Here is a 16,338-nt window from a genome sequence, read left to right on the forward strand (position 1 = left end):
CGGGAACTGGTACGGAACGTACACCAGAATGCGGCGCTCGGGTGAGCCTGTATTCATGACCTGGCCGGCGGCAACCGGCAAAACTTGCCGACCGACACGATCGGCGTGCGCGCCGGCACGCGATTCGACCGGTCGCCGCCGCTTCGCCGTTCGTAGCGCGCATCCTGCCCAGGCGGCGCGATCGCCCCGGCAACTACGTAATTCACGCCTTTTCGACCGATTTCCGTTCGGCACAATGGACCATTGCGCGTGGCTGCCCGCCGTTTCCGCGGCGCATCACGCAGGCGGCGGGAGAACGAACATGGTGTTGATGGCTGTGGATGGGGGCGGATCGACGTACGTGCCGCCGCCGCACAATGACAACGACCCGGCGAACGGCAATGGCGCGAGCAGCGCGCCGCCTGCGCAGACGCCCGAACAGAAGGCCCTCGCGGCGGCGCAGGCCGAGACGCAGCGCCTGCTCCAGCTGGCCCAGGCCGAGATGGCCACGCTCAAGCGCCTGCACGATCAGGGCGCGTCGCAGGCCGACCTCGACAATCAGGTCAAGAAGGCCGAGTCCGCGTGGGGCGCGGTGCAGGCCGCCGTCGAGAACCAGATGCGCGTCGCTGCCGACGGCGGCGGCGATACCAACAAGGCGATCGCGGGCGTCGCGGCGGATCTGCGCAAGGCTTCGCCGAACGATCCGGTGCTCGGCGACGTCGTCGACGCGGCGCAGAAGTCGGTCGCGGCCGAATCGGCGCCGCAGCGCGCGACCAACGAGAAGGCGTTCCAGTTTGCGCTCGCGGCGCAGCACGATCAGGATGCGCATGCCGATCTGACGCAGTACAACAGCCTGCCCGGCGGCGTGCGGCGCGCGGATCCCGAGACCGGCGCGCAGCTTCGCCAGGCGGCGAGCACGGCCGACGCGAATCAGGACAGCGCCTACACCGATCTGACCAACGCGCTGCGCCACGAATACAGCGTGTCGGCCGCGACGCTGCGCCTGAACGACGCGAAGGCCGATTACGCGGCGTGGCAGAAGGAGCCCGGCGGCCTGCGCCGGGCCGACGAGGCCGACATCACGCAGGAGATGTCGCAGGCGCAGAGCCAGTACGACAAGGTGATGGGCGGCGACGATACCGCGCTGAACTACGTGACGGCCGACGAGCAGAAACAGGCTGTCGCCGCCGTGAAGCAGAATCACGACGGCATGTGGTACTCCGGGCTCGTCGACGTGCTGGGCGAGCAAAGCCAGCTCAAGCGCACGATCGCGACGATCAATCCCGACGATCCGTCGCTGTCGCCGCAGATGAAGCAGCTCGCACAGTCCGATCCGGTCACGTTCGCGCTGCTGCAGGAGACCGGGCAGACCGTCGATCCGAACGATCCGACGCTGTCGCCGCAGGAAAAGGCGCTCGCGCAGCAGAATCCGCTCGCGGAGGCGTTCGTCAAGATGACGGGCGTCGAGGTGAACCCGGCCAACGTGAAGGACCCGGCCCAGGCCAAGGCGCTGAAGGACCAGCTCGATCAGCAGGGCGTGTTCCAGTACGCGATGGCGCATGTCGATCCGAAGGCGAAGGGCGACCCGCAGAAGCAGATCCAGCTGCTGCTCGCGGCCGCGCCCGACGTGCGGCTGCAGTACACGAAGCAGCAGGTCGACCTGGCGATGCAGGGTTCCGGCGGCGCCAGCGCGGCGCTCAAGGTGCTGAAGACCAACATGGATGCGTCGTTCTCGCTGGACGAGCGCCAGACGCTGTGGACGCAGGCCGGCCAGCCGCATTTCAACGCGAGCTTCATCCATGCGCAGATCGATCCGCTGATGAAGAAGCCCGATGCGAGCGCGACCGATACGGCCAGCGTGCAGGCGCGCAACGACGGCACGATGAACGCGGACAAGGCCGGCAAGTGGATGCAGGGCATCCTCGCCGATGCGCCGCCGGAATTCGCCGGCGTCGTGCTCGACACGGTCGAGAAGGATTTCAACGACAAGTGGTTTCAGAACAACACGGGCACGCCGCAGCCGTACGGGCAGGGTACCGAGTTCTACAAGGGGCTGAGCGTCGCGGTCGGGCTCGCGGACCAGCAGCCGACCGCGAGCGGCGTGCCCGTGCAGCGCGAGGACGACGTCGCGAGCTGGCTGCTGAACGACAAGGGCAATGCCAGGACGCTGATCTACACGCTGCGCGGCAGCGACCCGGGATATGGCTTCGACGGCGTGCGCCAGGCGCTCGCGTCGGGCGTCGATCCGGCCTTGTCGAAGGCGCTGCTGTCGCAGATGCAGGGCGACGACCGGTTTCGCGCAGGCTTCGCGAACGACTTCCAGCTGCGCTACCAGCAAGGCACCGAGCATGCGCAGAACACGCGCAACCAGCAGGCCGCGACGGCCAGCTACAAGCTGTTCAATGCCGATCCGTCGAAGCAGCTGCAGGCGTATTTCAGCGATTTCCAGAAGAATTTCGACGACAAGTCGTATACGTTCACGGCCGGCTCCAACCAGTTGACGAACTTCGTCGGCGCGGGCCTCGGGATGCAGCCCGACGACCCGGGCGCGGTGCCGACCGATGCGAACGACGTGCCGTCGATGGCGCTGCTCGAGCAAATGATCGTCGGCAACGGGCACCTGCTGAACGGCACGGCCGTGAACGACAAGTCGCTGTACGCGCAGAATTCGGCCGCGACGCAGATGATCCAGACCGTCGTCGACCATATCCGCAAGGTCGGCGGCGATCACCCGGTCGTGTCGCTCGTGCCGATCTACTACGTGTCGAAGGATTCGGGCGCGAACCCGAGCGCGCTGTTCAAGGTGCAGGTCGCAGGCAGTCCGAACGAATATCGGCTGATCGACGATCGCGGCTGGGAATACAAGGACATCGACGATTACCGGCACAACAACGCGCTGTCCGACGACGGCACGCTGTATATCCCGAAGAACCTGACGATCGGCCCGGCGTCCGGCGGCCCGGTCGAATACGACACGCAGTCCGCGCACGTGACCACCGGCTGGCAGCGCTTCGAGCACGTGCTCGAGATCGGCACCGGCATCCTCGCGGCGGCCGGCGGCGTCGTGCTGGTCGCGAGCGGGATCGGTACGGTGGCCGCGCCGTTGCTGGTCGCCGCGTGGACGGCGGTCGGCACCGGCATGGCGGTCGGCGTGCCGACCGCGATCGGCGACCTGCACAACCTCAGCGAACACGGCCAGTCGATCGGCTTCGGCAATGCGCAGGCGCGCGGCGACTGGCTCAGCCTGATCGGCAGCGGCGCGGGGATGGCGGGCGGCGGGCTCGGCTTCGCGGCGAAGTCGCTCGCCGAAGCGTCGTCGCTGCTGCGCACGACCGGGCAAATGTCGGACATGCTGACGCTGGCGTCGCGCGGCGACGGCGCGGCGACCGAGCTGTCCGGCCTCGGCCGCTTCGCGCAGCAGGCCGACGCATTCGATTCGCTCGCACAGACCACCGGCCGCACGGCCGCGGTGTTCAATGTGTCGGGCGGCGCGATCGGCGGCTACCAGATGCTCGACCAGGGCGCGTCGCTGATCAAGAACTGGGATGCGATGTCCGATTCCGATCGCGCCCAGCAGTTGCTGAACCTCGGGATCGGCGTCGCGCAGATGGGGCTCGGCTCGCACACGCTGATGGAGCGGCCGATCCGCGCGATCACGAAGACGCCCGCGACGCCGCCGGTCGCGAGGCCGACGGCGCTCGACGTGATGCACACGATGCTGTCGGACGGGCTGGTGAACCAGCGGCTCGCGGTCGGCGAGATCGGCAATCCGTGGCAGCACGCGGAGAAGCAGGCCGCCAGCTTCGGCGAGACGGCCGACGACGGTGAACCGCTCGCGCCGACCGATGCCGGCCGCGGCTCGAAATTCGCGTCGTGGCTGCGCGCGCGCCGCACGAAGGGCTCGAACGGGATCGCCGACGACGGCGACGCGATCACGTTGCGGCTCGCGCCCGATTCCGAAGCGGCCGGCGGCGAAGCGACGCCGGCCATTGGCGAAGCGTTGTCCGGCGAGGAGGCCGGGCCGACTGCGCCGGACGAAACCGGCGTGCCCGCGGCGAACGCGCGCCCCGCGTCCTGGGAGATTCCCGCGCATGTCGCCGCCGATCCGGAGATTCTCTCCAAGGTGGTCGGATCGGTTCTCGACAGCGGCAACCGGCTCGAGAACATCGAGTACTACGTGTATGCGCTCGAGGACACCGAAGGCAATGCGCGCGCGCCCGAGCAGGACGGGCTGCCGGCGACCGAGCGCGGCGACCTCGGAGACGACCTGCGCGCGGCCAACGCGGATGCGCGCCGCGCGAACGCGGGCAACGACCCGGCGGCGGTGCGCGACGAAGACGGCACGATCGACGTGACGCGCTATGCGGCCTTCCACGACGCCTTGATGGTCGCGCAGGACGGCGTGGTGGCGGGACGCTACGCGGTCGCGCTGGTCGACCGCAGCGCACTTGCCGCGGACGGCGCGGTGCCGCCCGAAGCGATCCTCGGACGTGTCGCCGCGAACGATGCCGGCAACGGGCTCGACCTGTCGATGAACGGTGCGTACGACCGTCCGCTGCGCGTGCTGTATCCGCGCGGATTCGATCCTGCGAAGCCGCTGATCCGCTACGAGGACGGCCGGCGCGTCGACGTGATCAATGCGCCGCTCGGCCTCGCCGAAACGCAGTGGGGCGCCTATCCGCGCCGCGAAGCCGATCTCGCGATCTATTCGACCAACCCGGCGCAACCCGAGAACCGGCTGCCGGCCGGCGAGCGGCCGCTGATGCCGGTGCCGCCCGGCTATTTCGCGGTGTATGCGCATGCGTGGGCCGATTCGTTCGCGAACGCGGCCGGCAAGGCGATCAGCGCCGAAGAGATGGCCGACATGGTCCGGCGCAGCGGCTGGGACGGCAAGTCGCCGGTGATCCTCTATGCGTGCGGCGCCGGCACGCGCGTGAGCCCGCTCGCGCAACTGCTCGCGAACGTGCTGGGCGTCGACGTATACGGCGCGAGCGGCTTCGTCGCGTGGCGCTCGCCGCGCTCCCGCAGCGACGGCAGCCCGGCCTCCGGCTATACGAGCGGCATCGTGCTGGAGCCCGGCGCGCCCGATCGGGCCGGCGTGCCCGACCATTCGGTGCAGTATGCGCCGCGCACCTATCGTTTCTCGCCGGGGCTGCCGATCGTCGAGCAGGGCGCGCCGCGCCGGGTCGACTGGCAAAACGTCGCGTCGCGGCCGGTCTCGAACCGCTGGGGCGGCAGCGACGCACCCGCCGAAGCGCGCGTGCCGCTCGGCGTGTACGTGTGGCGCGTGCTGACGAGGCGCGGCTCGATCGTCAATCCGCGCAGCGGCCGCGCGGCGAGCGCGCTCGAGATGACGCACGCGCTCGAACAGCTCGCGTGGAACGGCTATACGCCGGGCGTGCCGGTCGCGCTCGACGGCGCGCACAGCGGCGCCGATCCGCAATTGCTGCAGGAATTCGCGGACCTGATCCAGGCGCCCGTGTATGGCCGCAACGGTAGCGGCGACGCAGCCGGCTGGCGGCGCGCCGATCCCGATCCGAACCGCCGGCTCGCGCGCTTCCAGATCGAGCCCGATACGAACGGCAAGTTCTCGCCGGGCCGCGCGCAGCCGGTGCTGCTCAATCCGCTGGAGCTGCGGCCGGTGCCGGGCTCGCAGGTCGTGAACCTGCTCGGCCATCCGACTGCGCGCCAGTTCCTGAAGGTGTCGGGCTTCGACATCGTCGAGTCGCACGGCACGACGCCGCAGAACGTCAGATGGGACAGCTCGACCGCCGTCACGCTCGACGGCGAGCGCATGCCGCCGAAGGTGTTCGCGCGCAAGCTGCTCGACGATCCGGCCTATACGGCGGGCAACGGCGTGCTGCTGACCGGCTGCTACCTCGGTTCCGGCGACTATCCGTTCGCGCAGGAGCTCGCGTACGAACTGCAGGCGCCCGTGATCGCGTCGATCGCGTCCAATTCGGTGCGCGGCACCGGTGCGCTGGTCCTGCATCCGAACAGCGACAAGATCATCGTGCCGGCCGACGATCCGGACGTGTCGACGCGGCTCTACCTGCACATTCCCGAAGCGCCGGACGCGAGCGATCCGCCGACGGTGTTCGCCCAACGCGGCGCAACGGTGCCCGGCGCGGCCGCGCATGGCGATGCGCCGGTCGAGCCGGTGCGCCCGATCGAGCAGCAGATCGATCCGCAGGCGGACAGCGGGCGGCGCAGCGATGCCGGCGCGCCCGGAGCGACACCGCGGCGGCCCGCGCCTGCGCGTCTCGCGGCGGAGCCGGACGGGACCGAACCGCCCGTCTACGTGCCGACGCCGCTCGCCGACGTCGACACCGGCCGGGTCTTCAAGGCCGACGAATGGGCCGCGCGCGAGGCGCAGGAAGCGGAGCCGGACGACGGGCTGTCCGGCATTCCGCAGAAAACCTATCGGCCGGACAGCGGCGTCTATACGGATCGGCGGATCGCCAACGAAGGAATCGTCACGACGACGGTTCATGGCCAGTCCGTGCTGCAGCCCGGCTTCGACGACGTGACGGGCATCGACGCGAAACTGCATCCCGAATTCCTGCGCCCGGTCGATACGATGCTGATGCCGGAAAGCGACCGGCTGCACGCGATCGGCCGGCGCGGGCTGATGTCGCCGCCCGGTCATCACGTGGTGTTCGGTCACGGCATCTCGGCCGACGTGATGCAGGGCCCCGAAGGCCGGCCGCTGACGCCGGACGAGGTGGCCGCGCGGGTGGCGCCGCATCTCGCGCCGGGGCAGGACGTGACCTTGTATTCGTGCTTCGGCGGCTCGACCCGGCACGATCCGCTGCGCGTCGCGCCCGGCCAGGTGCGCGCCGCGAACGCGACGTTCGCCACGGCGCTTGCGCAGCGGCTGTCCGAGCTGACCGGGCGACCGACGTCGGTGTGGGCGCCGCCCGACATCCTGATGGTTCGGCACGACGGTTCGGTGGCCGTGCACGAGACGCGCCTGATCGGCCAGGTCGACCGCGATCGTCTCCCGATGCAGGTGTTTCGCGGCGATCCCGCGCGCGCGGGGCGCCCCGCGCTCGTCGCGGACGGCGCGTCGACCGGAGCGTCGTCCGACGCGCACGGCGCGGCGCGACCGATTCCCGATGCGGCTGCGCGCCCGACCGTGCCACGCGTGCCCGACCCGACCTTCGCCGACCCGGCCTACGATTTCACGCCGATTCCGGACGGGACGTTCGAATCGGTGACGCTCGATCATCCGTTCCGCAGCGCGCTGGCCGAACGGCCCGGCGTGATCGGCGACGCCGCCCGCGTGACGCGCGCCGGCGGCACGGTGAGCCAGCACTGGCCGAGCTATTTCCTCGACGAGCCCGAACCGACCCGCGTCATCGACGACGTGATGACGGCGTTCGAGGCGGCGGGCCTGACGAACCTGCGCGTCGAATTCATGACGCGCGACGGCAGCATCACGCTCGGCAGCGGCACCGACTTCGGCGCGATCGATCCCGAAGACGGGTGGTTCCGCTTCAGCGGCACGGTACCCGAGACGAGGGTGGCGCGTGCGGGACACGACCCGTCGCCCGCCGAGCGACGCGCATTGCCGCCCGGTGCGCAGCGTGTCGGTCACGACGATCTCGAACGCGCATTCGATGCCGTGCAGGCGGGGGCGGCCGATTACGCGTACGTGCCGGCCGACGCGCTGCCGGACGAAACCGCCTTCGTGCAGCCGGAGCTGACGGCGCAGCAGCGCGTCGCCGCGCGCGTGGCCGCCAACCGCGCGGCCGTCGATGCCGCCGCGCCGAGCGATGCCGTGCTGCTGTCGACGCTCGGCCACGACCCGGCGAATGCGGTGCGCATTGCCACGCCCGACGGCGAGCTGTTCAAGCCGGCCGGCGCCGATGCGTATGTCGTGCGTACGCGCGACGCGGCGACCGGCGCCGTGTCGTACCGGCTCGTCGGCGTCGATCGCAGCGGCTTGCCCGACGGTTATGCGGCCGTGCATGCGAGCGGGATGCGTGCGCTCGGCGCGGCCGACGGCAACCCGACCTGGCCGACGCTCGGCGCGGCAGGGCCGGGCGGCCGGCTCGCAGGCGCTGCGAACGAACCGGCCGGCGCGTCGCCGGCCACCGTATCCGGCCATGCGGCGGCACCGGCCGTGCCCGAAGGCGGTACCTCGACCGCAGTTGCCGAAGCGCGCGAGGCCCAGGCCGCCGCATGGCTCGACAGCCTCGAGCGGCGCACGCTGACGCGGGTCGACGGCGCGCACGCGCCGACGCTCGACGGGCTCGGGCGCAAGCTCGGCCGCAACGCGCAGGTGCTGATCACCGAGCACACGGCGCGGCCCGCCAAGGACGCCGAGCATGCGTCGCCGACGTTCGTCGCGGTGCTCGAAACCGACGAGCATGGCGTGCCGGGCCCGGTGCGCATGCTGGACGGCGGGCGCGTGCCGTCTGCGCTGCGCAAGGCGCTCGCGAAGACCGGCGCGAAGGGGCGCAACGCGCGCCGCGGCTACGATTTCTATGTATCGCCGGTCGCGCACGACGAGCTGATGCGATTCGGCGGCCCGTCGAAGATCAAGAGCCAGGATGGCCGGTCGTCGTGGTCCGTTGCGGCGTCGGGGCGCACGATCGACGCGACGCTCGCCGCCGACGTGGCGAAGCTGCACGACGCGCCGGTTTTCAAGCGACCGCGGCAGGCGGTGGCGGCGGTCGAAGGCGAGCGCCGCTGGATTCACGTGGTCGACGACGAGACCGGCAAGGTGCTCGGTTACGCGGCGCGCAATACGAACCACGAATGGAAGTACTACGAGAAGGCGCCGCTTGGCGACACCGAGATTCCCGAGCAGGATCTGCGCACGGTGTTCCGGCGGCAGCGCCGCGGCGGGATTCCGGTCGGCCGCTCGCCGCGCCGCGGGATCCGCTTCGTGGTCAGCGACGTGAAGCCGGAGACCGTCGACCGCATCGGCGGCTTCAAGCCCGCGAAGGACCCCGCCATCGACACCCCGCCGCGCCGCAAGGCCGGCGACGTGTTCCAGTCGCTCGTGCCGGTGCGCTGGTCGCCGACACGCGCGAAGGCGGGTGCGGAAGCGGGCGGGGAAGCGTCCGCCGCTTCGACGTCGCCGCTCGTCGATCCGCACCTGCTGCCGTCGGACGCGTCGGCATTCCATGCGATCGACTTCAGCGGCAACAACGCACAGCATCTGCTGAGCGCGATCCGCAACGGCGCGGTGGACGGAAAACGTCACGTCGTCTACGTGTTCAGGACCGACGGCGCAGTGGCCGAGGCACTCGGCGATCCGGTCGGCGTGATCTCGGCGCGCGACGGCGAGATGCGCTGGTTCGACGCCATTCGCCACGCGAACAACGCGAGTCACCGCGGTGTGTCGCTCGACGAGATGCCGATCGGCGACGACCGTTTCGGCGCGGACCTTCATTTCCTGCTGACGCGATTGCCGCCGCGTGCCTTCCTGAAGGCTGCGCGGCCGACGCGCATCGCGGCGCTCGAGACGCGCGCGCAGGCGCTGGCCGAACATCTGAGCGACGCGGAGGCGCGCAGGCGGCAGTCGGCGCCATTCCGCGCGCTGGCCGCGCGCACGCGGCAGACCTACAACGACGTGCGCGGCGAACTGCAGCGGATGCGTCGCGGCGCACCGTCCGCCGGCGCGAAGCCCCGGACGCTGTCGATCGAACCGTACCAGCCGGGCCTCGCGTCGACCACGGCCATCGAGTACAGCCTGCGCAACGGTGCCGCAAAAACCGGCGACTACTTCGAGACGCACGACCAGATCGAGGCCTTCAACAAGCAGGCGCAGCGATCCGGCGACGTGAACCTCGTGCTGAAGGGCGAGCCGCAGGCCGTGATGGTCGACGCGGGCATGTGGCGCACGCTGCTCAACAAGCTGTATGTCGCGCGCGACGTGTCGACGTCGGCGTCGCGGTTCCTGCCGATTCCCGGCAAGCTCCAGGCGCGCACGCGCCGCTTCGGCGCGGCGACCGTCGCCGACAAGCGGATCCGGCAGATCTTCACGCGCTCCGACCCGCAGTTGCAGGACCGGATGGTGCCGATGGCGCGCGCATTCTCGCTGCGCGACGATCCGGCGCTGATGACGCAGCTCGTCGAACGCTACGGCGGCGTGATGCCGATCGTCACGCTCGTGATCGATCCGCATTCGCTCGCGGCGGCGCTCGGCAAGGCGCACGATCCGGAGTTCCTGCGCGCCGTGGATGCGCTCGGCGAGCAGGAAAATACCGTCTTCGACGGCGAGAACGGCAGGATTCTTCCCGCGCCCGGCTCGAACGGCAAGCCGCTGGCGCTCGACGACCTGGCGCACCTGCATCGCTGGCTCGACGAGGCGGCGAAATCGGGCTTCGCGATCCGGCTCGAAACCGCGCCGTCGCGTGCGCTCGTGTCCGGCTCCGACTACCGGTTCCAGTCGGGTACGAACGATACGTATCACGACTACGTGCGGCTCTTCAGCGCGCTCGAAAAGTGGGCGAACGATAACCCGGACATCGTCGCGCCGAACGTGATGGTCACGTTCCACGGCTGGGACGCGGTGCCGGAATCGGTGCCGGGCGGCGGCCACGAGACGCTGCTGCGCGCGGTGCTCGAGCGCGACGCACTCAAGTGGGTGCATATGGGCCTGTCGTACGGCACGCATGGCGCGGATTTCATCGGCAACCAGCCGCTCACCGCGGCGCTTGCGAAGCTGATCGTCGAATACCGCGGCCGTCCCGACGTGATCGGCCGGCTGCACGGCGCGGATGCGCTGACGCGCGTGTTCGAGCGCGTCGACCGGCAGACGCTCGCGAACCAGCATCAGTTGCTGTTCGCGGAAGTCGAACGGATCGGCGCCGCGGACGGGATGACGCCGGCCGACGTGGCGGCATTGCGCAAGCGGCTCTACGAAGGCAACACGACCGTGCTGCTGAACCAGGCTCGCAAGGCGACGATCGAGTATGCGACGCCGCTCTGGAACGCCGACGGCAACGCGCCGCGCAACGGCACGGAACAGCGCGCACGCGCGTTCGGCGAGCGCTGGCTGACGAAGTACGGCGCCGGTGTGCCCAAGCGCGTGACCACGCGGTCGCAAGCACAGGTCGCGACAGCCGACGCGCCGCTCGAATACTGGCGCTCGGTGGTGCGCGCGCCGGCGCTGATCAACGACGGCACCAAGCCGCTTGGCGCGAGCCGCCGGGAGGCCGCGCAGCTCGGCCAGGTGAAGATTCCCGACGACAAGCGCGGGCAGGCCGAGCTGTATGCGCTGCGCGTACACAAGCGGATGCTCGATGGCGACAAGCCGCAGTCGTCGCAGCAGGTCGCCGTCGATATCGGGGTGGCGGGTGCGATCGATGTCATCGGGGTGGGCGGGCTGGTCACGCTCGGGCGGGAATCGGGGCGCACGGCGACCAATTCGCTGTCTGTCGGCATGCGGGTCGGGCGGCTGTTCCAGGCGCTGCACCACGGTACGGTCGCGAGCCTGAAGAACGGCGACCCGCGCGTGTTCGACCATGTCGTCGACCGGCTCGTGCACGGGATGCAGACGCAATTGCGGGCGAATCATTTCGACGTGGACGGACGCGGTGCGCAACTCGAGCAGATCGCGCGCGAAGGCAAGGCCAAGGCGGCGCAGTTGCGCAAGCTGAACGCGGACAAGCTGCTGTCGTTCGACGACACGGTCACGCATACGAAGGCGATCGCCGCGGACATGCTCGCGCAGATGCAGGGCGTGGTCGGCGGCACGTCGCTGAAGCTGCTGCATCACGGCAGCCCGCGACACATGGTCGGCCGCGTCGGCCGACTGCTCGCGCTCAGCGGCTATGCCGGCTCGGTCGCGATGAACGCGACGGAGGCGCTCGTGCACGGAAACTGGCTGGCCGGCGGGCAGGCGCTCGGCGGGCTGTTCTCCGGCGCTTATACGGGCATCGTCTATGCGGGCAGCCTGCGCGGCGTGAATGCGGAGAATCGCAGCCAGATCGCGCGTACCGTGAGCGCGGTCGGCGATTACGTGACATCGGCCGCCAGCGTCGCGAGCGGCATTCACACGATGATGACGGGCGACCCCACCGGCGCGTTGACGACGGCGTCCGGCATCCTGCTGGGCGCCGGGCGCCTGAATACGCATTTCCCGAATGCGACGCCGTGGATGGAACGCGTGCCGACCGCCATCGCGCTGGCGCCGGTGGTGATTTTCGGCGTCGTGCAAGGGGTCAATCTGGTGGTGGCGGCGACGTCGGACGACAAGGACAAGTCGCCGGCGGGTTCGCCGAAGCCGACGGGGACGAACGGCGGTGTGACGCCGACGCCGGGGGCGTCGTTGGCGCCGTCGGGGGCGCCTGGTGCAACGGTGCCAGCTGTGCCGACGACGCCTGCGACGCCACGGCCTGGCACGTCCGCAACGCCGACGACGCCCGGCGCGCAGCCGTCGAAGCAGCCGTCGCAACCGGCGCAGCCGCCGACGACCACGCCGCAGACCGTCACCGTCGTCGCCGGCGATTCACTGTGGACGATCGCGGAACGTCACGAGTCGTCGTTGCTCGCGGCCGCCAAGGTGCCCGCCGACGAACAGCAGCAGATGACGAGCGAGCGACGGATCGAGGTCGCGCTCGACGAGATCCTGCAGCTCAACCGGAGTTTTGCGCAGAATCCCGCGCAGATCGATCCGGGGCAGACGGTGATTGTGGGGTAAGGGGGGCGGTGTTCGCATGGCATTCGCACGCGGGCAGCGTCCTCGATTGTCAGCGATCGAGTTGACGGGCGGCGAGTTGTCCCAATTGGCGGACGCCGTTTTCGATGCGGCTGCTCCACGCGTAGGCGGCGCTCAGGCGCATGCAGTTCCGGAAGCGCCGGCTCGCGGAGAACACGTCGCCGGGCGCGAAGCAGATCCCGTGTTCGAGTGCTTCGTCGAACAGCATGCGGGAATCGAAGCGTTTCGGCAGTTCGAGCCACAGCACGAACCCGCCGGCGGGCCGGCTTACCTTCGTCGCGGGCGGAAAACTCGACTCGATCGCGTCGGTCATGCGCGCGAGATTCTCCTCGAGCACGCGGCGCAGGCGCCGCAGATGCGCATCGTAGGCGCCGCTCGCGAGAAATTCCGCGAGCGCCGCCTGCGCCAGCGCGGGGCAGCAAAGGCTGAATGCGAGCTTGCGCTCCATCACCCGCTGCATGCGTTTTCCCGCAGCGATCCAGCCGATCCGGTAGCCCGGCGCGAGGCTTTTGGAAACGAACTGCAATAGATCGTGTCGGCGCCGTCATCGAGCGCGATGAAAGGCGTGGGCCGTTTGCCGCCGAAGTGGATATCGCCGTAAACGTCATCCTCGATCAGCGGCACGCGATGGGTGGCCAGCAATTCGAGAAGCGCGCGTTTGTCCGTTTCCGCCATCGTCGCGCCGAGCGGGTTGCTGAAGGTCGACGACAGCACGCAGGCCGACACCGATCCCGTTTCGAGCCAGCCGGCAAGCACGCCGATGTCGATGCCGCGTGTCGGGTCGGTCGGCAGTTCCAGTGCCTTCAGGCCCAGGACTTCCAGCGTATGCAGCAGCCCGAAATACGTCGGCGACTCGACGGCGATCGTGTCGCCGGGCCGCGCCACCGCGCTGAGGGCAAGCGTCAGCGCTTCGGTACAGCCGTTCGTGACGAGGACGTCGTCCGGCGCAAGCGCGTGCCCGAACCGCATCGCACGCTTTGCGATTTCCTGCCGCAGGCGCGGGTCGCCGTACGGCGGGGAATAGACGTTGTAGCGCACGCCTTGTTGTCGCGCGACGCGCGCCAGCGCCAGATCGAGCCGCTTCGACTCCAGTAGCGCGGGGTCGGGAACCGCGCATCCGAGCGGAACGAGCGCCGAGTTGGCTGCATGTTCGAGCAGCCCCGCGACGGCGCCGCTGATCGACACCGTCGACGCCCTGGCGCGCGCACGTGGCGTCGAGGGCAACGCCAGCGTGCCGCGTCGCGCGGTCGCGACATAAAAACCCGATTGCGGCCGGGCGACCAGGATGCCGCGATCCTCGAGCAGCCGGTACGCCTGCAGCGCCGTCGACACGCTGATGCGATGCTGTTCGCTGAATGCGCGCACCGACGGCAGGCGCGTACCCGGCGCAAGCGCGCCCTTGTCGACCATCCCGACGATGAAATCGGCCAGCTGCTGGTAGCGGTACGGAGAGGACGTTTCCATGGCGTGGGTTGGCATCGGGACACGTCGCGATTATCGGTCCGTCATCCGTCGCGCGACAAGTCGAATTGTGATGGTCCATCCTCACGAAATTGTGACTGTTATGGTTTTTGCCGGCGCGCTACGATGCACGGGTCGCAATCGCATCGTCGGATGTGATGGCATAGGAATCGGCATACTTCGCGCGCGCAGCCGCAGGCAGCGGATCGTGCGGCACCGCATATTCACAGCAAGCGGGAGACATTCGCATGAAAACGATTCGTCAGGATTCCGATATGACGTTCCGGACGGGACGTGACGGACCCACGGCGGGCGAGTGGAGAGGGCGCTTTCCTTGCAACGACATCATTTCGTTGCTCGATGTGAACCGACCGTTCAACCTGGCCGAGAGCACGTCACAGGACCTGACGGTCGGGGAAGTGCTCGACATGGCCGGCATCGAATCGATTCGCGCGCTCAAGCTCGGTTACAGCAAGTCGGCCGGCGCCGACCTACTTCGCGACGCGATTGCGCGAGGTTGCAGGGTTCCGGCCGAACAGGTCGTCACGACCCAGGGCGCGGCGCTCGGACTGTTTTTGCTGGCATTCGAGGTTTGCCGTCCCGGCGACGAGGCGGTACTCGTCACGCCGTGTTTCCCGCCGTGCCGCGACAGCCTGCTCGGCGCCGGCGTGACGGTGCGGGAGGTGCGTTCGACGTTCGAAAGCGGCTACCGGCTGGACCTCGCGCGAATCGAGGCGAGCCTGTCGCCGAAAACGAAACTAATCAGCCTTGCGTCACCGCAAAATCCGTCCGGCGTCCAGACTTCGCACGCCGATATCGAGAAACTGTTGGGGCTGATGGCGCGCCGCGCCCCCGAAGCCATTCTGTTCGTCGACGAAACCTATCGCGAGGCGAGCTACGGCGACGCGCCAGTGATCGACAGCGTTGCCGGTCTCGACGCACGGATCGTCACCGGCGCGTCGGTATCGAAGGCGCTCGGCGCGCCCGGCTTGCGAACCGGCTGGCTCACGGTGGCCGACCCGGATCTGCGCGCGAGGCTGATCGTCGCCAAGATGAACACGGTGATCTCGGGTTCGGTGCTCGACGAGACGCTCGCGGCAGTCGTGCTGGATCATCGGGAAGCGGTGCTCGGGCCTCGGCGGCGCCTGCTTGCCCGCGCGCTCGACGAACTGGCCGACTGGTGTGCTCGCGAGGCGCGGCGGATCGAATGGGTAAGGCCGGATGCCGGCGCGATGTGCTGCGTGCGGCTGCGGGCCGATGCGCTGGACGACGATGCCGTTTCACGCGTCTGGGCGATCCTGCCCGAGTACGCGCTGCAGCTTGCCGCCGGTAGCTGGTTCGGCGAAAGCGATCGCGTGTTCCGGCTCGGGTTCGGCTACTTGCCGCCCGAGCGCCTCGGCGATGCGTTGTCCGCGCTTTCCGCTGCGCTCGATGAAGTGGCCGCCTGAGCAATATCGACCCGCTGATTACAGGAGGAACATCATGAAAGTCAGTCTCGCGTATGTCGAGGAGCCGCCGTTCTACTGGACGGGAGGCGACGGATCCGCCACCGGTGCGGACATCGAACTCGCGCACGTGGTGCTGCGAGCCATCGGCGTGACGACCATAGACCATCGATTGACGGCGTTCGAAGAACTGCTGCCCGGCGTCAGCGAAGGGCGCTGGGACATGAATGTGCCGATCTTCGTGACGACCGCCCGCGCGCGGCAAGTCGCGTTCAGTCTGCCGGTCTGGTCGCTCGGCGACGGCTTCGTGGTCCGCCGCGGCAATCCGAAGGCGCTGACCGGCTACGATGCGGTGGCGAAGCGGCCCGACGTGCGACTGGGGCTGATCCCGGGACAGGTTCAGATCGATTCCGCGAAATCGGCGGGCGTCGGCGATGCGCAGATCGTTCTGTTCAAGGATCAGCCCGATGCCGTCGCCGCATTGCTGGCCGGAAAGATCGATGCGTTTGCGGCGACTGCGATCGGCAACCGCCGCATTGCGGATGCGAATCCGGAACTGGAGGCGGTCGCGCATGCTCCGGACGCGTCCGGAAAGGCGCCGGTGGGCGCATTTTCTTTCAGCAAGGAGAACCAGGGCCTGTTGCAAGCCGTCAACGTGCAGTTGCGCGCGTATCTCGGGTCGCCCGATCATCGGGCACGCATGGCGAAGTACGGGATCGCCGGGACCGAGATCGATGGCGTTGTGGGTGGTGGCGGAGCGGAGTGATTTTGGCT

The 16,338-nt window shown here is 69.2% G+C and carries 3 protein-coding genes and 1 pseudogene; 3 read left to right on the forward strand and 1 reads right to left on the reverse strand.

Annotated elements, in window-relative coordinates; translation table 11 throughout:
• The first annotated feature begins 301 nt into the window (after nucleotides 1-301).
• Nucleotides 302-12,640, forward strand: a complete 12,339-nt coding sequence (locus WS57_RS06440) for an LWXIA domain-containing protein (protein WP_069244348.1) — start codon at nucleotides 302-304, stop codon at nucleotides 12,638-12,640.
• A gap of 49 nt (nucleotides 12,641-12,689) precedes the next feature.
• On the opposite strand, the pseudogene WS57_RS06445 reads toward WS57_RS06440, so the two are convergent.
• Nucleotides 12,690-14,137 (reverse strand): annotated as a pseudogene (locus WS57_RS06445) (PLP-dependent aminotransferase family protein).
• Nucleotides 14,138-14,367: 230 nt separating this feature from the next.
• Here WS57_RS06445 and WS57_RS06450 point away from each other — a divergent pair.
• On the forward strand, nucleotides 14,368-15,567 hold the full coding sequence (locus tag WS57_RS06450) for a pyridoxal phosphate-dependent aminotransferase (RefSeq protein WP_059517092.1): 1,200 nt from the start codon (nucleotides 14,368-14,370) through the stop codon (nucleotides 15,565-15,567).
• Between the two features lie 34 nt (nucleotides 15,568-15,601).
• Nucleotides 15,602-16,330, forward strand: a complete 729-nt coding sequence (locus WS57_RS06455; RefSeq protein ID WP_059517090.1) for a transporter substrate-binding domain-containing protein — start codon at nucleotides 15,602-15,604, stop codon at nucleotides 16,328-16,330.
• The last annotated feature ends 8 nt before the right edge of the window (nucleotides 16,331-16,338 follow it).

Source organism: Burkholderia pseudomultivorans (assembly GCF_001718415.1).
Taxonomy (GTDB): domain Bacteria; phylum Pseudomonadota; class Gammaproteobacteria; order Burkholderiales; family Burkholderiaceae; genus Burkholderia; species Burkholderia pseudomultivorans_A.

Coding starts and splice junctions, on each gene's coding strand:
- WS57_RS06440 (WP_069244348.1), top strand. CDS start 302: ATGGTGTTGATGGCTGTGGATGGGGGCGGATCGACGTACGTGCCGCCG.
- WS57_RS06450 (WP_059517092.1), top strand. CDS start 14,368: ATGAAAACGATTCGTCAGGATTCCGATATGACGTTCCGGACGGGACGT.
- WS57_RS06455 (WP_059517090.1), top strand. CDS start 15,602: ATGAAAGTCAGTCTCGCGTATGTCGAGGAGCCGCCGTTCTACTGGACG.